This window comes from Pseudocolwellia sp. G5-9 (genome assembly GCF_055808995.1).
This window is the reverse complement of record NZ_CM147893.1, coordinates 1,929,392-1,948,555: the sequence shown is the minus strand read 5'-3', so window position 1 is coordinate 1,948,555 and position 19,164 is coordinate 1,929,392. Positions and strand designations below refer to the sequence as shown.

The window sequence follows — 19,164 nt, the reverse complement described above, 5'->3', positions numbered from 1 at the left end:
TGAATCGGTTTAGGTGATCATTTTATAGTATGCTGTATTTATATCTTTAAAGTTTAAAAATCTCATCTATGATAAAAACTTATGAACATCAAGTCACGGAAGATGCAGATAACACATTAAATAACATCTTAGACATAATCGTCGAAGGAACATGGGATTGGAATCGAAATACCGGACACGTTGAACGAAGCCCTAGCTGGTTTCGAATGCTTGGCTACGAAGTTGGTATTTTAAATAAAGATGTTTTTACGTGGGAAAACATCATTCATCCTGATGATTATGAAAGTGTAATGGCTACCTTTGAATTAGTCACAACAGGAAAAATCAATCAATATTCAATAGAGTATCGTTGTAAAAAATCTAATGGTAGCTATTTATGGATAGCTGATAGAGCAAAAGTCATTGTGTATAATCAAGACGGAACTATTGCGCGGATGATTGGTGCGCACCAAGATATTAACGAACAAAAAATAGCTCAGGAAGAACTTTTTAAGAAAAATCAACTCTTGAAAGCAGGCAATGTAACCTTAGAAAACATCATCAGAATAAAAGCAGAAGAGCTTGAAAAAGCGAATAAAGAACTCAAAGAAAAAATGATTGAAGTAGAGCGTATTTCAAATACAGATCCTTTAACAGGCATCGCCAATCGTAAGAAATTTGAAGCAGACCTCAAAAAAGAAATATCACGTGCTGACCGTTATAGCCATCCACTGGCATTAGTTATTTTTGATATCGACTTTTTTAAACGTGTTAACGACACCTTAGGCCATAAAGCAGGTGATAATGTTTTAAGGAAAATGACTCAACTTGTATCTGATAATATTCGAGGCATAGATTTTTTTGCACGCTGGGGTGGAGAAGAGTTTGTGCTCATTCTTCCTTGTCGAGCACTTAAACATGCCATTATGGTGAGCGAAAAATTGCGCATGTTGATCAGTCAGTATGAAATTGAGCCTGACTTATTTATTACCTGCAGTTTTGGGGTAACTGAATATGGTAAAGGCGATACCATTGAAAGTTTATTTCATCGAGTAGATAAAGCCCTTTATAGGGCCAAAGACTTAGGTCGAAATAAAGTTGAAATTGAAATCAAAGGTGAACAGCTAGGAAATACAAGTGCTTAAATCAATTCACCATGCAGCGATTATTTGTTCTAACTACGAGAAATCTAAACATTTTTATACCAAAATATTAGGTTTAGAAATTATTGCAGAAAACTATCGTGCAGCCCGAGATTCATTTAAGCTTGATTTAAAATTGCCAAACGGAGGACAAATTGAGTTGTTTTCGTTTCCCAATTCACCTGCACGACCAAGCTTTCCTGAAGCTTTAGGTTTAAGACACCTTGCTTTTTGTGTTGACTCGGTTGAAGCAACATCAGCTCACCTCATATCAAAAAACATACCTGTAGAGCCCATTCGTATAGATGAATACACTAACAGAAAATACACCTTTTTTTCTGATCCAGACGGACTACCCTTAGAGTTATACGCAGACTTATAACTCCAATCGTTAACTTAAACAAAAGTCATGCTAGAAAGAGCAGCAGACTCTATTCATTCCGTTCGCTTTGTACCATTTTATTGGCAATATTAACCTATATTCATAATGGTAATTTTAGTATTGTTTTATGTAATCTAGGTTATACCAAATGCATTAATGAATTGACCTATTTTAAACGAGTCTAAATGATCAATTGATTATTTATATTGGTATGAAAATTCACCACTTAAAAGCTAATACTGGTTAGTTTAGCTTATAACCAAAAGGACTAATAATATGAAGATAGCTGTTACTGCTGCCAGTGGACAACTCGGAGCTGCAATTATTAAAGCTTGTATTGCTTTGATCTCAAAAGATAATGTCATTGGCCTTGCGCGTACTCCTGAAAAGGCTGAACATTTAGGTATTGAAATTCGCCCAGGCGATTACAATAATGCAGATGAATTAGAACAGTCTTTACAAATGATTGATACCCTATTAGTAGTGTCTGGCATAGACGCACCAGACAAACGTATTCAACAACACCGCAATGTTATTCAGGCTGCTAAAAATGCAGGAGTAAAAAAAATTGTTTATACAAGCGTACAAGGTGCCGAAGAAGGTACTGCTTTTTCTCCTGTTATTCAAAGCAACAGGCAAACCGAAAAAGATATACAAGAAAGTGGGCTAGAGTGGGTTATTGGCCGCAATGGGATTTATATAGAACCTGATATTGAATATATTGAAAACTATAAAAAATCTGGAGGTATTTTTAATTGTGCCGACAATGGTAAATGTGGTTACACAAATCGTGCTGAATTAGCTTATGCATATGCCCGTATGTTGACTGAAGATCGGCATAACGGACAAGTTTACAACTTGCACGGCGAAGCGATAACACAGTCTCAACTTGCTGAGTATATGAATACTGCTTTTGGTACTGATCTAGTCTTTAAGTCTATGACTGTAGAAGAGTATCGTAAGGAACGTATTAGCGAGTTAGGTGAATTTATGGGTACAGTGATTGCAGGTATCTATGAGGGTATTCGTGAGGGTAAAGCTAATAATTTGAGTCATTTTAAACAAGCCGCAGGTAGAGAACATCAAAGTTGGAATGAGTACTTTGCCAATATAAAATCAGGAATATAAGCTAAAAAGTGTCAAGCAAATTTATTCGAATGGATAGTAGTCGTGTTTTGTTATGAAACGCGACTTCATCACTAAGTTTTACTTAGTAGAGCATTATTTTTACAAGGGAATAACTACGGAAATTTAGCATCATCAAACCCTCCTTGTTTTAAGCTAAATATGTTAATAGTAAAAGTTAATCACAATTAACCACTTAGATAAAAGCACCTAAAATACACTTATCTAATAAACTTCCTCATTCCTTACACAGTTGTTGCACATTATTTCGATAGAATTTTATCAATTAAAGCAACATAAAATAATGTAAGGATTTTTATATGTTTAGCCATATATCGAGTAATAACAAAAGTCAGAAGTTAAAGCAGCTTCTTCTATTAACTACCTTAAGCTTATTTTTCATCATATCGGGTTGCGGCAGTGATAATACTGAAACTGAGATAGTTGAAGAAGAAATTGTTATAGAAGAACCTTCTGATAATGATTCAAATGAAATTACAGATACAGATTTTGAAACAACCGACTGGACCGATGCTACTCATAGCAAAAGTGCAGATCCAGATTTTGATGAGGTATTCGATAACACACAAGTTAAACGTTTCGATTTCGTGGTAACACCAGAGCGCTGGCAAAGTATGTTAGATAACATGACAGACTTGTATGGTGAATTTGGTCAACGTACAGCAAGCCCCGCTGGCGGATTAAGCGATCAAGATGAAGATCCTATTTTTGTTCCTTCAGATGTATATTATAACGATAAGCAATGGTACCGAGTAGGTATTCGCTTCAAAGGAAACTCATCATTACAAACCAGCTGGCAACAAGGCATACTTAAGCTGTCATTCAAATTAGACTTTGACGAATTTGAAGATGATTACCCGCAAATAGACAATCAACGATTTTACGGTTTTAAAAAATTTAGTTTGAAAAACAACTACGACGATCAATCGCTATTACGTGAAAAAGTTGCCGCAGATGTTTATAAACGTGCAGGCATAGCCGTGTCTAATACCGCCTTTTACGCTTTATATATTGACCATGGTAATGGTCCAGAATACTTCGGTTTATATACCCTTGTTGAAGAAATAGACAGCACAGTTCTTGAAACCCAATTTGTTAATGATGATGGTAACTTATATAAGCCAGAAGACGGCGGAGCAAACTTTGTTGAAGGTAGCTTTAATACAGAGAACTTTGAAAAGAAAACCAATGAAGATGACGAAGACTGGTCAGATATTATTGCATTATTTGATGCTCTGCATGATGAAACACGATTAAGTGATCCAGCAACTTGGCGAACTAATTTAGAAGCAGTATTTGATGTTGATGGGTTTTTAAAATACTTAGCCGTAACGGGTATTATTCAAAATTGGGATACCTATGGTCGAATGCCACATAACTATTATCTTTACAACAACCCTGAAACATCAAAACTTACATGGATCCCATGGGATAACAATGAAGCATTACAAGACGGAAAAATGGGGGGCTCATTAGCGCTTGATTTCTCTAACCTTGAATCAAGTAGTTGGCCGTTAATTGCAAAACTGTATGCTGATGAAACTTATAAAGCACGCTACAACAATTACCTGCAATACGTTATTGGCGATGCCTTCGAAACCAATAGTATTCAAGGCATATATAGCGATTACTCCTCATTAGTAGAGCCTTATGCGACTACAGAACTTTCAGGATTCTCATTTTTGAACAGTAGTAATAACTTTTATCAAGCGATTGAACAACTTAACGAACATGCAGAAAGTCGAGCAGAAGCGGTTGAAACATATTTGAATAGTCAATAATACCTATTAACGTTGGGTAAAATGTCTAAATAAAATCACGATTTAATAAAAGCTCAATCGCTTGCGGTTGAGCTTTTCTTCACTTAAGAGTTTAGAGAATTTCAGGCAATAAAAAAGCACCAATAAATGGTGCTTCGTATACTAGGAAATCAGATTATGATTTTTTAAACTTACGTGATGCTAAACCCATAATGCCTAATGCGAATATAGCAAGAGTAGAAGGTTCAGGGACAGAAGCTACATCATCGGTATAGTCATAAGATATCTGAGCAGTTAGAAAGCTTGAAGAGCTAGATACATTCACCTCTGTTCTTGGTGTATAAACTAAAGATAATGTACCATCAATGACAAGGGAAGATAATAACACTTGAGGTATAAATATGGTTTGAAATATAGCTTGTGAATTATCGTTCTTTGTGGGACTTAACGCGTCAAGATTAGCATTTAAATGGAAAAGGTCATTTGATATAAGGTTTCCATCTAATGAAACACTCAGAGATTCTGAAGAACTCAATGCTCCTGCAACTCCTTCGTATGACCAATCGCCCATAGAGGTCGTTATTAACGTAGCCCCTGTTACAGGTGCAAAAGTAGGCGTTGCAAAATTGAATGTAATTACATTTGGAAAATTCAAATTGCCACTAAAGGTTTGAGAGTCTGTATAAGTTATAATGCTTGCATTTGCAATTCCACTTACAGATAAGATTAATCCTGCAAAAGCTGCTTTTAAGTATTTTATGTACATAGTATTTCCTTCATTTAAAACTCTATTGAATTAATAATGTATATTAGATTTTTTATATTGTATACAAATCTAAGCATTTAACATGCCGGATTTTAAAAATCATTTAAAATCAATAAGTTGTTTTTTATTTTGTGTTTTAAATAAATATAGATTGTAAAAGAAATAGACATTTAATTAGTTCGAAAAACCTCTGTTAACTTTTTATTCTGCTTTTATTAACATTTGCAATTGTTACCACCCAACAAAACATTGCTGTATAATCCCACGCATTAAACAACAGCCTTTTTAAAACCTTAATTTAGGCTGTTAACACCTATTTATAACGCTTTAACCGATTGGTTCAAAGCCAGTTAAAGCAACAGAGCACAATATGACCGTAGAACAATTCGACCCGCAAGCATCTAAAAAAAGTAGTAACTCGGCTGAAAGCCAAACCACTACGTTAAACATTCCATCTAAAATGATTGAAGAACAAGCTAACGCTCAACAGCCAGCTAAAGCCGCTAAAATTGGTTTTGTGAGTTTAGGTTGCCCTAAAAACTTAGTCGATAGCGAGCGTATACTTACTCAGCTTCGTACTGAGGGTTACGATGTGGTTAACTCTTACGCTGATGCTGAAATGGTGATTGTAAATACCTGTGGTTTTATTGATTCAGCGGTGCAAGAGTCGCTTGATACCATTGGCGAAGCGCTTGCTGAAAACGGCAAAGTGTTAGTTACCGGTTGTTTAGGTGCGAAAAAAGACGAAATTATTGAGTTACATCCTAATGTTTTAGGTGTTACTGGTCCGCATGCTTACGACGAAGTGTTAACACAAGTTCATCAACATGTTGCTAAGCCTGTTCATAATCCCTTTATCGATTTAGTGCCGCCTCAAGGTGTTAAGTTAACGCCTAAGCATTACGCGTATTTAAAAATATCGGAAGGCTGTAACCACCGTTGTACTTTCTGTATTATTCCGTCGATGCGTGGTGATTTAGACTCGCGTCCAGTGGGTGATGTATTAGGTGAAGCAAAACGTTTAGTGAATGCTGGCGTTAAAGAGTTATTAGTTATTTCGCAAGATACTTCTGCTTACGGTGTTGATGTTAAGCATAAAACAGATTTTTGGGATGGCATGCCCGTTAAAACTCACATGCAACAATTGTGTGAAGAGCTAGCGAAGCAGGGCGTTTGGATCCGCTTACATTATGTTTATCCTTATCCGCATGTAGATAAAATCATTCCATTAATGGCTGAAGGTAAAATACTGCCTTATTTAGATATTCCATTTCAACACGCTAACAAACGTATTCTTAAATTAATGAAGCGTCCTGGTAGCTCTGACCGTGTATTAGAGCGTATTAAAAAGTGGCGTGAAATTTGTCCTGAATTAGTGATTCGTTCAACTTTTATTGTTGGTTTTCCGGGTGAAACTGAAGAAGAGTTTGAAGAGTTGTTAGACTTTTTAGAAGAAGCCCAGCTAGACCGAGTGGGTTGTTTTAAATACTCGCCAGTTGAAGGCGCTACGGCAAACGCGTTACCTGATCATGTTTCTGACGACGTGATGGAAGAACGCTTACAACGCTTTATGGAAGTACAAGCCAGAATAAGCTCTGCAAAATTACAAGCGCGTATTGGTCAAGAATACCTTATTCTTGTTGATGAAATAGACAGCTTAGGTATTGTCGGTCGTTCATACATGGATGCACCTGAAATAGACGGTAAAGTCTTTTTGTCTGACGATTACGATGCCGAGCCGGGCGACCTTATTTGGGTCCAAATTATTCATGCGGATGAACATGATGTTTGGGGTGTTCGCGTAGAAGATTAGTTTTATACCCGTTACCAATCAAGAGGCTATTTCAGAGCACTTGAGCGATATCAATTCAAGGCAATGCTTTGTAATAATGGTCGTTCCCTTATAAAAAGCATTGTTGATGAAGTGATTTTGCTCAAACGCTTCTTCGATGGGTCTAAAAACAATTTATGGGGCTTATTAATTTTAGTCAGGTTCCTACACGGATTTAGGATATTAGGGTAACGCAGGAGCAGTTACCGAGAATAACCATGACGTAAACTTAATGCCTTGCATACATGGATGTAGACCTTAGATTTCGTTTGGAACGTGAAATCTGTGCCTAAATTGTTTTTAGTTCCCACTGAAACCTGTATCTTGAATGATAACGGGTATATAAGAAAACGAATATATAAATAAAAGCCTAACGATGAACATGCTCCATTTAGTTAGGCTTTTTGTATGTGAAGCTTTTTGGTTAAAGTTTACTTTTTAAGTTTTTTTGATGGCAAGGTTATTAATTTACTCTAACCGAATTTCAGGTAAATGTATGAGAGTTAGTCTGCTTGTTTAAGTGCTTTTTTCAAAGGTCCAAGATGTGCTTCATAATTGCGCCATTGCTCTAAACCACTTTGATAAATAGGTTGTCGAACTTGCTCAGAGCTTGGTGTACGTACGGCACGTTTGTTGGTATGAAAATCGATACAAGCTTGCTCAAAAGGCAATCCACAATAATCGAGTATACGACGTACTTGAGTTTCTAAATCGGCAACTACATCTTCGTACTGAACACGTAATATTTTACCGGGTAACTCTTTGTCCCAATGCTCCATAATATCGACATAACTTTGGTAATAATGTCCAATATCTTCAAGATCATAAGAGAACTGTTGTCCTTCACCAAATAACTGTTTGAAACCACTAAAGCAACAAGACATTGGATGGCGTCTTGCGTCTATAATTTTGGCGTTAGGTAAAATTAAATGTATTAGGGCGATATGCCGAAAGTTGTTTGGCATTTTATCAATAAAAAACATTCCACCTTGGCGATGATGTTGAGTTTCTTCAATATAAAGGTCACCCATTTTTTTGATGTCTTCAGCTGATATTTTTTTAAGAATACCTGGGTATTTAGGTATTTCTTGTTTTAACTTTCGTCCACCTAAACGATGAGCTAAACCTATGATATTGGCTAATTCCATAGTGCCATCTACTTGTGAGTGTGACGAGAGAATTTGTTCTAATAAGGTTGAGCCTGCACGTGGTAGCCCAACAATAAATATAGGATCTGGCGCTTGGCAACCAGCTTCTTTATTACGTTCAAAAAAGTCTGCATCGAAGTCGCTTTTTTGAATATCAAATAAGGTATCAAGACTTTTGCTATCAAATTTGTCTAGCTCATTTTTTAGCTTGTTGCCTCTATGATAAAAAGTGAACGCTTCATCGAATTCTTTTCTGTCTTCTAGGTCTTTTCCTATAGCGAAACAAAAGTGAACTCTATCATTTACTGAAATTTCAGAACTTGCCTCTTGTTCTCGCATTTGTTGGCGTTCTTCTTCAGTAAATCGGTAAGTTTTTAGGTTAGCTAAACTCCAAAATGCATCGCCAAAATCAGGCTTGCTAGTATAGGCATTTCGATAAACAGTGATAGCATCTTCAACTCGGCCCATAGTTTTAAGGGCATGCCCTAGTGTTAAGTGAATGGAGTGATTGTTTGGATTACTTTGTAAAACTGTTTCAAAAGTATCTATAGCCGCAGCAAAATCGCCTGTTGCTTGTTGGGCATTACCTAATGCTATTTTGAAATTCGAATTATTAGGATCTGCCGCTAAAAGGATTTTTGCTTGTTCTAATGCTTTATTAAACTTTTGACGTTTATGCAAAACATTAACATAGTCTAAACGTGCTCTGTGATATTTTGGTTCAAACTCAAGACAGCTTGCTAATAAGAATTCAGCATCGTCAAACACTTGGAATTTTGAACCTAACTCCGCTAATAAGCGCATTGCTTCGGGGTGATGCGGGTTATCTTTTAAAAAGTGACGGCATAGCCATTCAGCTTTGTGTAAATGTTTTTGATAAATTAAGCTTGAAACAGAAACTAATTCAGGCGGTAAGCTAGATAGCCAATCAAAATGTTTTTTAGCTTCAAGCTTTTTTGAATAACTAGGCTCATTAGCCAACACACGCCAACTTCCAAATAAGGCAGGGTTTAAAGTGACGGCTTTATCAAAAACAGCAATAGCTTTTGAGGTTTCGCCTAAGGCTTTATAAATATAACCTTGTTCTTGATACGCTCTTGCATGCTCGGGAACTTTGACCAGTACTTGGTTAAGGTTATCCATAGATTCGTTATATTTTTTTTGTTTGCGCTGACACACCGCAAGACAATAAATACCTTCAATATGTTCTGGATGTTCATTAAGCATATTATTAAGATTTTCAGCGGCTTCATTAAGTTGACCTTTTTGGATCAATTGCTGAGACTTTTTAATAATCTGTTCAGGTTGTTGAGTATTTAATTGTTCAGGCAAAGTAATGTCCAGTGAATATCAGGTGTATTGTGTGTTGAATGTTTTATATAAGCAAAAATTAAAAAAGGTTGGCGATTTTACACGCCAACCTTACATAATTTTTAAATGTTAATAGTCGTAACTTACTCTAAAACCAATAGTACGTGGTCTAGTTGGAGAGACTCTGAACACGTTATCCGCAGAACCAGCAGCTACTTGACCTAACGAGTCTGTCGCATTATCGATGAAGAAAGTTGCTCTCCAGTCGTCTTTGCTTATACTCGCTGATAAGTTAAGTTGATTATAAGATGGTAACTCAACACGGTCATCAGCAACTAAACTGTTGAAGCGTGAATCTGTCCATTTGAAAACAGCTTGATAAACAACAGAAAAATCATCGGCTTCTTGGTAGATACGAGCGCCAATTACACCTTCCGTTTCAGGAGCGTAAGGTAGATTTGAACCTACAGGAGCAATATTAATAAGCGTATCTGGTATATCTGTTAATTCAGAATCAATATAACTGAATGAACCGAATAGATCTAAGTAGTCGTTAGCGGTCCAATTTAGTTCAAATTCAAGGCCGTTAATTTCGGCTGAGCCAACATTATCAAAAAATGAGCTTTTAGCTATACTTAGATCAAGAACACCTTGTTGAAGATCAGTGAAGTCAGCATTATATATTGCACCGTTAAAACGTAAAGTATTGTCTAACCAAGTTGTTTTCCAACCTAATTCTATACTCACTACATCATCAGTATCAAAAGTCGCAGGAATGTCTCCAGTGCCAAACGTACGGTTGAATCCACCACCTCGGAAGCCTTCAGAGTAGGTTGCATAGAACATTGTATTCTCATCCATTTTCCAACGGATATTACCTTTGTAAATGGTTCCTGATAACGTTGCTGGCGTTTTGCCGGCAAGGTTTTTATCTACATTGGTTCCTGCATCAGCTTCTGGTCCCGCTGCTTTTTGTCCGAAAGGAGATTGGCCTTTAAGTCCTATTTCAATTTCATAATGTCTAGCGCCGAGAGTTACCGTTACATCGTCAGTCACGTCGTAAGCTATTTCACCAAATACGGAGACTTCTTCACGATCTGATTGGTAATCATTGAAATAAGTTACACCTGCAGGGCGAGCACTGCCGTCTGTATTAGTAAAGGCACCTGGTATAGGAAAGTTTGGTGAAAAACCTGCTTGAACAGAACCGGCATAGTTAAAATCAGTTAAGCTGTTAAGTTGTTGATCATCATAGAAAACCCCACCAATAGCTCTTAAACGATCTTCAGCATTAGTAGAAACACGGATCTCATGAACAGAACGTTTAGTTTCAAATTGCTCTGATGTGGTCATTACTGGGCTAAAACATTCATCGTAACCAGAGGCACAAGTATAATAAGGTACGTAAGGGCCTACTTCGATGTAAGCTGTGTAATCAGTATTACCTTGATAGGTACGGTCAGTATATGAACCGTTGTAGATCACTTCAAGATCACCAAGCATACCATTCACAGTCCATTGTGTTAGGTTAACTTCATCGTCACCTTCAACAGGTGAAAAGGTCGTTACGTTTAAGTCATCATCTGTACTGATTGATGGGTCATATTCAAAAGAACCTTCAATATCAAGTTGCTGGCTTGTATGTTGTACTAACAAATCCCATTCGTTGTTGATTTGCCATAACGCACTGGCTCTCATGCCACTGTAGGTTGCTTCGTTGTAATCGTCTTTTGCATATATGCCGTTAGTTACTTCTAATCGAGATGAAGGAACGGTTCCACCTAAGCCTGGGTTTGTTAGTGGTATCTTAGTGGTTGCAAGCTGGTTATCAATAAAACCGGCATCAGTTGAGCTATAACCCGCAAGTCTGATTGCAAATACGTCTTCTACAAGAGGAATGTTAACGAAGCCTTCTGTTTTATTACTGATGCCACCACTCTTCGTTGACGATATACCTAATTCGCCACCAGCTCTGAAGTCAGTTAAATCTGGTTTGTTAGAAATAAGACGTACAGTACCGGCCTGTGAACTAGCACCAAATAATGTACCTTGGGGGCCTTTTAATACTTCTACTCGTTGTAGATCTACGGCATATAAATCAATATTACGGCCTGGTGTTGTGATAGGGGCCTCATCAAGGTAAAAAGCTACACTTGGTTCGCCGCCGATACCTGCAAGCCTGACATCTGCACGTCCTGCAGAAACACCACGGATATAAGTTTCTTGTTTACCCGGACCTTGACCTTCTGAACTAACACCTGGAAGTAAAGCAACGTAATCTTCAAAACTATCAATACCAAGTTCTTGGAGCTTTTGACCGCTCATTGCTTGAACAGCAAGTGGAACTTCTTGTTGGTTTTCAGAGCGGCGGGTTGATGTAACAATTATTCTTTCGAGTTGGCGATCACTGTCAGCTTCTTTTTTTCTACATTATTTTCTTGAGCCTGAATTGCACCATTACTCAATGCAAGCGCTACTGCTACAGTTAATACTGTTTTAGTAGGTCTTTTTATGTGAGACATATGTATCCTTTGTATTTATTGTTCCTAAAAATATTAAGTACTCATTTAAGACAGAGCTTCTTCAACAGCGATATTTTCCCCTTAGCAGCAAACCATAAAATAACTTTCAATGGCCATTAGCTTCGAAATTTACTGTTAGATACTTTGTCTTTAAGTTTTGCCTTAATTGTTCTGTAACAACATACTTATATATTAAAAATATACAGAGTATAGGTAGAAGAAACGTAGTTACTTAACCTGTTTTTTACGATCTCAAAGGAACCGTTTGAATGATCGTTTGGGGGATTATAACAAATGAAGCAAATAAGGGGGCAGTTTCAAGCGGTTTATTTGTGAAAAATTATTCGTTCTCTAACTTTGTGGTAAAACCGATGAACTTATTGCTTTGCTTATTAAGTTTGTGTGAAAGTTCTTGTTTTGTGGTTGTATTGCGGGAATAATGCCGAATTTTCTACGATACAGAAAGAAGTGTTGTTAAGATATTTACCAATATAGAGAAGCTTAATGCTAAACTTAGATTGAAATGAAAGGCTTTTATTTACTTTATTGTTCGTGTTGAAAGTAATTATTAAAGAATAATGAGAATTGAATTTTGGATAAAAACGTTTTAAAAATAGGCCATCGTGGCGCAATGGGGCATGAGCCTGAAAATACCATTCGGTCTTTTATAAAAGCATTGGCGTTAAATGTAGATGCTATAGAGTTAGATGTTTATGTGTGCAAAACAGGTGAAGTTATTGTTATGCACGATGATAAAGTTGATAGAACGACAAATGGTAAAGGTTATACAGAAGATAAAACCTTTGCCGAGTTAAGAGTTCTTGATGCGGGTAAAGGTGAACTTGTACCCACTCTTGAGGAAGTTTTAGACGTTATAGATAAGAAAGTTATCGTGAACGTTGAGCTAAAAGGTAAAGACACTGCATTAGCCACTATCCAAGTTATTAAAAAATATATAAAAACGAAAGGCTGGGCTGAAAGTGACTTTATGGTTTCTTCATTTGATCATCACGAATTAAGTAAGTTTAAACAGCATTATCCTGAAATATCGATTGGAGCATTAATTGAAGGTGTTCCACTTTCGTATAGTGAATGTGCTGTTCAACTTCAAGCAGATTCTGTTAATTTGAGCTTAGATTTTATTAATCAAGATTTTGTAAATGATGCACATGAAAAAGGTTTGAAAGTATATGTTTGGACAGTTAATGAATACGATGACATTGCTAAAGTGAAAGCTTTAGGTGTTGATGGTGTTTTTAGTAACTTTCCAGAACGGCTTTAAGTAAAAATATAAAAATAAGAATTTAATTGAATTGAGCTATGAGTATATACGTCAGTTTTACGTAAACAATTGAATATCATAGTGCATGTACAGTTAATGTTAATTCACACCAACAGAACCAGAGTTTTATAGCAGCGTCAGAAACTATATTACAGCGTTCAACGAGAAATTATGTCTAGTAGACCTCCTAAACAATTAAACATCCTTATCTATATGTATTTGGGTTATGCCGCCATGATGATCTGTCGACAAATGATCACCATTCTCAGCCCTGCTATGCTTGCTGATGAGACTTTGGGCTTAACAAAAACAAACTTAGGGGACTTTGCCGCATACGGTACTTTAGGTGCTCTGGTGGGAAAACTTATTTGGGGACCTCTTGCTGATAAAATTGGCGGACGTTTTACCTTTTTAGCTGGTGTGTTACTTACTGCGTTATTTATTATTGCCTTTGGGTTTTCACCTAATGTGATGGTATTTTCAGTATTTGCCTTTTTACTTTACCTTACTAAATCAGCTGGCTGGCCGGGTATGACTAAGTTAGTAGGCGATTGGTATCATCCTCATCATTACGGAAGAGTATGGAGTATTTTATCAACCAGTTCGCGTTTTAGTGTTGTACTTGCTACTTTATTTTTTGGTTGGTTATTAAGCTTTATGCATTGGCGAACAGTGGCCATTATCGCTGCTGTTTTTGCTTTGGTTATATTTTTAGGGTGTTATATTTTCTTAAAAGAAAAGCCTGAAAACCCTAATTTCTTTAAAGATAATGAAGGTGAAAATGACAACACTAATGCAAGTCCTGAAGAAATTGAACTAGCCTTAGCATCAAAACAAGCCCTTGATAATAAGTACAATCATCCGCTGGAAGGCACTAGCATGATGGGTGGAATGCTCGCTTTTGCTAAAAGCCCACGAGTTTGGTTAGTGGTGATCATGTTGATGATGCTAACTTGTATGATGGCATTTTTAGATTTTGTAGCGGTTTACTTGATGGAAAGCTACAAGCTAACACCTTCGCAAGCTGCAATGGCTTCTACTATATTCCCAATAGGTTCTTTAGGTGGGCTATTAGCTTCTATCGCGTTTTATGATCGCTTCTCCAAAAAGGGCATTAGAACCGTTCTAACCATAGCGTTAACTATTAGTTTACTGAGTGTACTAACGTTGAAGTATTTATCTTGGTTTGCTTTTAGTAACGAAGTTAATTATTTGGTGGCGCTAACGGCTATTTTCTTATTCGCTTTTTCAATATCACCGGCTTATTACTTACCTATGTCAATATTCTCTATTGAATATGGCGGACCACATAGCGCGAAACTCGTGTGTTTAATTGATGCTTTTGGTTTTGCTGCAAGTGCTACATTTGGCTTTGTTGGCGGTAGATTAGCTGATAGTGCCGGTGGCTGGTCTAGCTTTATGAATATGTTAATTTTAATTTCTGCTGTGGGTATTCTCTCCGTATGGGGTTTTATGCATTCAGAATATAAAGCGGCAAAGTCAGTGTAAGGTTTAATACTAATCGCAATGGCCAATGACATCGTGATTTATTTAATTATTAAAACAACTCGTTATTAAAATAAATGTCTCACCTACAGGAAGTATGTGCTTAGGTTCAGTCTGGAACGATGAACCTATGTATTTGACCATTTATTCGTCGTATAAAATAGGTCAATTCATTAATGTGTTTGGTATAAATTGTTTTTAGAGCCATCGAAGAAGTAATATCGCTTAAGTATTCTGAAATACGTATCTTGATTGGTAACGGGTATATAACTTAATTAACTCAGTGTTACTTAACTTTCCTAAATCAATCTGAACGAATTCCTATGCTTACGGTTATCTTCTATTAATAATTAATTTTTTATATTTAACTCGTGCTTTTGTAACTTTCTGTATAGCGTTCTCACACTTATTTCTAATTTTTCAGCAATAACTTTAGGTTGGTTACCGTATTGTTTAAGCAAGTCAGTAATGTGTTTTTTTTCATTTGAGATGAGGTTTGTAGTACTGTTTTGTGTTTGATTTAAGACAATAATTTTTTGTGGTAATGATTCAATAGTAATTAAATCATCATCACTCAGTAAAGCACTGCGTTGAACAATGTTTTTAAGCTCTCGTACATTGCCGGGGTAATGATAAAGGGTTAATGCGTTTAATGCCTCGGGTGAAAACTTTTTAGTTGGAAATTCACTTTTTAGTAATAAATGTTCGGCGAGTAATGGAATATCGGTTTTTCTTTCTTTTAATGTGGGTAAGTGAATAGGAAAAGCGTCAATTCGATAATATAAATCTTCTCTAAACTCTCCTTGTTCTACCATTTCTTCTATGTTCTTATGGCTTGCACAAATTAGCCTAAAATTGGCTTTTTGCTTTTCAGTACTGCCAACTCGTCGGTAATATCCTGTTTCCAGTAATCGTAATAACTTTACTTGTAAGTTTAAGGGGATATCGCCAATTTCATCTAAAAATAGGGTGCCGCCATTTGCCATACAAACTAAGCCTTTTTTACTGGTAATCGCTGGTTTTTCAATTGATTCTATTATTGCTTGAATGGTTTGATTTACCACGATTACCTGCTTGTTTGTGACATTTATGACTTTGATGTTTTTATTTAATGTCATTTATGTCTCTATTGAAAGGTTTTTATCTGAAATATTCTTATTGTAAGTGTTAATAAACTGTTTTTTATAGGTTTTAATTTTGTTTTGTCTTGTGGCATCTTTGTTGCTTTTTAAGTAGTTAATTAATGAAGTACAGAAAATACTGAGCTGCTGAATAAAGTTGTTGAACCTTATTTTTATCGATTAATAAGAGCATTAATTTTATTTAAAAAGAGAATTTGAAAAACTATTGATTTCAATCAATGATTAGTTAGATAGAAACCAAAGCTAGCTCAAGCCATAGTAATATGTTTTTTAACACAAAAGAGCAATAACGAGAGTAATGAGTATGATAAGTGAAACCCTAGTAGAACTATCGCGGTGGCAGTTTGCTGTTACGGCATTATTTCATTTTTTGTTTGTACCACTAACTTTAGGTTTAACTTGGATTTTGTTCATCATGGAGTCGGTTTACGTGATGACTGGCCGCGAAATTTATCGTGACATGACCAAGTTTTGGGGCAAGTTATTTGGTATTAACTTTGCCATTGGTGTGGCTACTGGCCTCACGATGGAGTTTGAGTTTGGTACCAACTGGTCATATTACTCTCATTATGTGGGTGATGTTTTTGGTGCGCCATTAGCCATTGAAGGCTTGATGGCTTTTTTCCTTGAATCTACCTTTGTGGGTATGTTCTTTTTAGGTTGGGATCGCTTAAGTAAACGACAGCACTTAATAGGGACTTTCCTAATGGCATTAGGCACTAACTTGTCTGCGTTATGGATATTAATCGCCAATGGTTGGATGCAAAACCCTATTGGTAGTGAATTTAATTACATGACCATGCGCATGGAGTTAGTGAGCTTTAGTGAAATTATTTTTAACCCTGTTGCTCAGGTTAAATTTATTCATACCGTTGCTGGTGGCTATGTTGCTGGGTCAATGTTTGTTTTAAGTATTAGTAGTTATTACTTACTGAAAGGCCGAGATGTAGCTTTTGCTAAACGTTCTTTTTCGGTTGCTGCCGGTTTTGGTTTAGCAGCCATTTTATCGGTTATTTTACTAGGTGATGAGTCTGGATATGAAACAGGAGAAGTACAAAAGGTAAAACTTGCTGCAATTGAAGCCGAATATCATACAGAGCCTGCCCCCGCTGCATTTACTTTAGTCGGTTTACCAAACGATGAAACGATGGAAACCGATTATGCGGTAAAAATACCTTATGTTTTGGGAATTATTGCGACTCGTTCTTTAGATGAAAAAGTGATTGGTTTACGTGACTTACAAAAAGCCCATGAACCTCGTATTCGTAATGGCATGATCGCTTATGAATATTTAACTAAGTTACGTAATGGTGAAGAAACGCCTGAAAACATTGCTCGCTTTAATGAGACTAAACATGACTTAGGTTACGGACTTTTACTTAAACGCTATACCAATAATGTAGTTGATGCCACCGAAGAACAAATTCAACAGGCGGTTAAAGACTCTACTCCGCCAGTTGCTCCTGTGTTTTGGGCATTTAGAGTAATGGTTGGTTGTGGTGTAGTAATGTTATTACTTTTTGTTTTAGCTTTTTACTTTAATGCTCGTCGTGAAATAGAGACTAAACCTTGGTTATTAAAATCATTACTGTTTGCTTTACCACTGCCATGGATAGCCATAGAAACAGGCTGGTTTGTGGCTGAGTTTGGTCGTCAACCTTGGGCGATTAGTGAAGTATTACCGACCTTTTTGTCGACTTCAGATCTAGCGGTTGGCGATGTACTGTTTTCTCTTATTGCCTTTATTGTTGTTTATACCATTTTATTTATTATCGAAATGTATTTAATGGTTAAGTTTGCTCGATTAGGTCCTAGTTCATTACATACAGGGCGTTATCATTTTGAAAAAACACCAGAGTTAACGTCTGGTCTTCGCAGTCAGAATTCTTAAGGAGCAATATATGTTTGATTACGAAACATTAAAATTTATATGGTGGGGTCTGATCGGCTTTCTTTTTATCGGTTTTGCCGTAACTGATGGTATGGATATGGGAGTAGGTGGTTTGCTTCCGTTTGTTGCCAAAAAAGATGTTGAAAGTCGTGTGGTTATTAACACGGTAGGCGCTCATTGGGACGGAAACCAAGTATGGCTTATTACTGCAGGTGCATCACTTTTTGCTGCTTGGCCCTTAGTGTATGCCACAGCGTTTAGCGGATTTTATTTTGCGATGATGCTAACACTTTTTAGTTTGTTTTTAAGACCGTTAGCATTCGACTATCGCAGTAAAATAGAGTCTGACAAATGGCGTACTAACTGGGATAAAGCTTTGTTTGTCGGCTCGATGGTGCCGCCGTTAGTATTTGGTGTTGCCTTTGGTAACTTATTACAAGGTGTACCTTTTGGATTCGATTCATTAATGCGAGTAACTTACACAGGATCATTTTTTGCTTTGTTTACGCCTTTCACATTATTAACGGGTGTCATAAGTGTATGTATGATGTTGCTACATGGCTCGACTTGGTTGGTGCTAAGAACAGATGCTGATGTCGCACAGCGCTCAGCCAATATTGGTCGTGTTGTAGCTGTGGTTTTAGCGATTACGTTTGCTCTTGCTGGTGTTATGGTTTGGCAAAGTGTTGATGGTTACTCAGTTGTTAGTACTATCGATACTATGGGACAAGCGCAGCCAACCACTAAAGAAGTCAGTACTGGTTCTGGTGTTTGGTTAACAAACTTTGTTGAAAACCCAATATTGTGGCTAGTGCCGTTTACCGGTGTATTTATGCCATTAGTCGCTGCTTTTCTATTAGGTATCAAAAATAAAAGTACCTCAGTAAAAACTACAGCTTTATTGGCTAGTTCGTTAACAATTGCGGGCGTTATTTTAACGGCAGGTATCGCTATGTTCCCATTTGTTATGCCTTCAAGCAGCCAACCGAATCATAGCTTATTGATGTGGGATACTGTATCAAGTGAAGGTACCTTAGGTTTAATGTTAATGGTTGTTGCTGTTTTTACACCAATTATTTTAGGTTACACCTTTTGGTGTTACCGAAAAATGTGGCGTACCGTTACGATTGAAGAAATTGAGCAAAATAATCACACCGCGTATTAGCTCAGAATATATTAAGTCAGTTTAGAGGAATTATGTATGTGGTATTTTAGTTGGATTTTAGGTGTTTTACTTGCCGTGTCTTTTGGGATCATTAATGTCATGTGGTATGAGATGGAGCAGCATGTAGATAACGTGGCTGATGATCAAAATAACGACGATTAATTCTATCGTTTTTTTTACGTTAGAAAACG

At 36.7% G+C, this 19,164-nt stretch carries 15 protein-coding genes; 10 read left to right on the top strand and 5 right to left on the bottom strand.

What is annotated here, in order from left to right:
- Positions 1-68 precede the first annotated feature (68 nt).
- The 4 genes from AC0L5Q_RS08315 (at position 69) to AC0L5Q_RS08300 (ending at position 4,430) form a co-directional block, all read left to right on the top strand.
- Complete coding sequence (locus tag AC0L5Q_RS08315; protein WP_473617199.1) at positions 69-1,124, top strand: sensor domain-containing diguanylate cyclase; 1,056 nt, start codon at positions 69-71, stop codon at positions 1,122-1,124.
- Positions 1,117-1,503: an SMU1112c/YaeR family gloxylase I-like metalloprotein gene (gene gloA2, locus AC0L5Q_RS08310; RefSeq protein WP_473617195.1), complete on the top strand. Its 387-nt coding sequence runs from the start codon at positions 1,117-1,119 to the stop codon at positions 1,501-1,503. Before AC0L5Q_RS08315 ends, gloA2 begins: the two co-directional genes overlap by 8 nt.
- Before the next feature lie 276 nt (positions 1,504-1,779).
- A complete protein-coding gene (locus AC0L5Q_RS08305; RefSeq protein WP_473617192.1) occupies positions 1,780-2,631 on the top strand; it encodes an SDR family oxidoreductase in 852 nt (283 codons plus the stop codon).
- Between the two features lie 317 nt (positions 2,632-2,948).
- A complete protein-coding gene (locus AC0L5Q_RS08300; protein ID WP_473617189.1) occupies positions 2,949-4,430 on the top strand; it encodes a CotH kinase family protein in 1,482 nt (493 codons plus the stop codon).
- A 154-nt stretch (positions 4,431-4,584) separates the two neighbouring features.
- Here the strand turns inward: AC0L5Q_RS08300 and AC0L5Q_RS08295 are convergent, their stop codons facing one another.
- Positions 4,585-5,175: a PEP-CTERM sorting domain-containing protein gene (locus AC0L5Q_RS08295; RefSeq protein WP_473617185.1), complete on the bottom strand. Its 591-nt coding sequence runs from the start codon at positions 5,173-5,175 to the stop codon at positions 4,585-4,587.
- A gap of 370 nt (positions 5,176-5,545) precedes the next feature.
- On the opposite strand from AC0L5Q_RS08295, the gene rimO reads away from it, so the two are divergent.
- A complete protein-coding gene (gene rimO, locus AC0L5Q_RS08290) occupies positions 5,546-6,988 on the top strand; it encodes a 30S ribosomal protein S12 methylthiotransferase RimO (RefSeq protein ID WP_473617182.1) in 1,443 nt (480 codons plus the stop codon).
- Positions 6,989-7,509: 521 nt separating this feature from the next.
- Here the strand turns inward: rimO and AC0L5Q_RS08285 are convergent.
- The 3 genes from AC0L5Q_RS08285 to AC0L5Q_RS08275 form a co-directional block, all read right to left on the bottom strand.
- Entirely contained in the window at positions 7,510-9,486 is a 1,977-nt protein-coding gene (locus tag AC0L5Q_RS08285) for a tetratricopeptide repeat-containing sulfotransferase family protein (RefSeq protein WP_473617178.1), read from the bottom strand.
- 108 nt (positions 9,487-9,594) lie between these two features.
- The gene (locus AC0L5Q_RS08280; protein ID WP_473618273.1) at positions 9,595-11,850 is read right to left on the bottom strand and encodes a TonB-dependent receptor; all 2,256 of its coding nucleotides are present in this window, start codon (positions 11,848-11,850) and stop codon (positions 9,595-9,597) included.
- Positions 11,850-11,987 (bottom strand): hypothetical protein, encoded by a 138-nt coding sequence (locus AC0L5Q_RS08275; RefSeq protein WP_473617174.1) that lies wholly within the window; start codon positions 11,985-11,987, stop codon positions 11,850-11,852. Before AC0L5Q_RS08275 ends, AC0L5Q_RS08280 begins: the two co-directional genes overlap by 1 nt.
- A 592-nt stretch (positions 11,988-12,579) precedes the next feature.
- On the opposite strand from AC0L5Q_RS08275, the gene AC0L5Q_RS08270 reads away from it, so the two are divergent.
- Together AC0L5Q_RS08270 and AC0L5Q_RS08265 are read left to right on the top strand one after the other, a co-directional pair.
- Positions 12,580-13,269, top strand: a complete 690-nt coding sequence (locus AC0L5Q_RS08270) for a glycerophosphodiester phosphodiesterase (RefSeq protein ID WP_473617170.1) — start codon at positions 12,580-12,582, stop codon at positions 13,267-13,269.
- Between the two features lie 171 nt (positions 13,270-13,440).
- Positions 13,441-14,778: an MFS transporter gene (locus AC0L5Q_RS08265; protein WP_473617166.1), complete on the top strand. Its 1,338-nt coding sequence runs from the start codon at positions 13,441-13,443 to the stop codon at positions 14,776-14,778.
- A gap of 347 nt (positions 14,779-15,125) precedes the next feature.
- On the opposite strand, the gene AC0L5Q_RS08260 is transcribed toward AC0L5Q_RS08265, so the two are convergent.
- Positions 15,126-15,893 (bottom strand): sigma 54-interacting transcriptional regulator, encoded by a 768-nt coding sequence (locus tag AC0L5Q_RS08260; protein WP_473617162.1) that lies wholly within the window; start codon positions 15,891-15,893, stop codon positions 15,126-15,128.
- A gap of 328 nt (positions 15,894-16,221) precedes the next feature.
- Here AC0L5Q_RS08260 and AC0L5Q_RS08255 point away from each other — a divergent pair, with 328 nt between their 5' ends.
- The 3 genes from AC0L5Q_RS08255 to cydX are packed head-to-tail and all read left to right on the top strand — an operon-like array spanning position 16,222 to position 19,135.
- Complete coding sequence (locus AC0L5Q_RS08255) at positions 16,222-17,808, top strand: cytochrome ubiquinol oxidase subunit I (RefSeq protein WP_473618272.1); 1,587 nt, start codon at positions 16,222-16,224, stop codon at positions 17,806-17,808.
- A gap of 10 nt (positions 17,809-17,818) precedes the next feature.
- Entirely contained in the window at positions 17,819-18,973 is a 1,155-nt protein-coding gene (cydB, locus tag AC0L5Q_RS08250) for a cytochrome d ubiquinol oxidase subunit II (RefSeq protein ID WP_473617159.1), read from the top strand.
- Between the two features lie 36 nt (positions 18,974-19,009).
- The gene (gene cydX / locus AC0L5Q_RS08245) at positions 19,010-19,135 is read left to right on the top strand and encodes a cytochrome bd-I oxidase subunit CydX (protein ID WP_076419258.1); all 126 of its coding nucleotides are present in this window, start codon (positions 19,010-19,012) and stop codon (positions 19,133-19,135) included.
- The last annotated feature ends 29 nt before the right edge of the window (positions 19,136-19,164 follow it).

What these genes read in the sequence shown, in the direction of transcription:
- AC0L5Q_RS08265 (WP_473617166.1), top strand. Translation starts at nt 13,441, where the DNA reads ATGTCTAGTAGACCTCCTAAACAATTAAACATCCTTATCTATATGTAT.
- cydX (WP_076419258.1), top strand. Translation starts at nt 19,010, where the DNA reads ATGTGGTATTTTAGTTGGATTTTAGGTGTTTTACTTGCCGTGTCTTTT.
- AC0L5Q_RS08315 (WP_473617199.1), top strand. Translation starts at nt 69, where the DNA reads ATGATAAAAACTTATGAACATCAAGTCACGGAAGATGCAGATAACACA.
- rimO (WP_473617182.1), top strand. Translation starts at nt 5,546, where the DNA reads ATGACCGTAGAACAATTCGACCCGCAAGCATCTAAAAAAAGTAGTAAC.
- AC0L5Q_RS08275 (WP_473617174.1), bottom strand. Translation starts at nt 11,987, where the DNA reads ATGTCTCACATAAAAAGACCTACTAAAACAGTATTAACTGTAGCAGTA.
- AC0L5Q_RS08260 (WP_473617162.1), bottom strand. Translation starts at nt 15,893, where the DNA reads ATGACATTAAATAAAAACATCAAAGTCATAAATGTCACAAACAAGCAG.
- AC0L5Q_RS08295 (WP_473617185.1), bottom strand. Translation starts at nt 5,175, where the DNA reads ATGTACATAAAATACTTAAAAGCAGCTTTTGCAGGATTAATCTTATCT.
- AC0L5Q_RS08255 (WP_473618272.1), top strand. Translation starts at nt 16,222, where the DNA reads ATGATAAGTGAAACCCTAGTAGAACTATCGCGGTGGCAGTTTGCTGTT.
- AC0L5Q_RS08305 (WP_473617192.1), top strand. Translation starts at nt 1,780, where the DNA reads ATGAAGATAGCTGTTACTGCTGCCAGTGGACAACTCGGAGCTGCAATT.
- AC0L5Q_RS08300 (WP_473617189.1), top strand. Translation starts at nt 2,949, where the DNA reads ATGTTTAGCCATATATCGAGTAATAACAAAAGTCAGAAGTTAAAGCAG.
- cydB (WP_473617159.1), top strand. Translation starts at nt 17,819, where the DNA reads ATGTTTGATTACGAAACATTAAAATTTATATGGTGGGGTCTGATCGGC.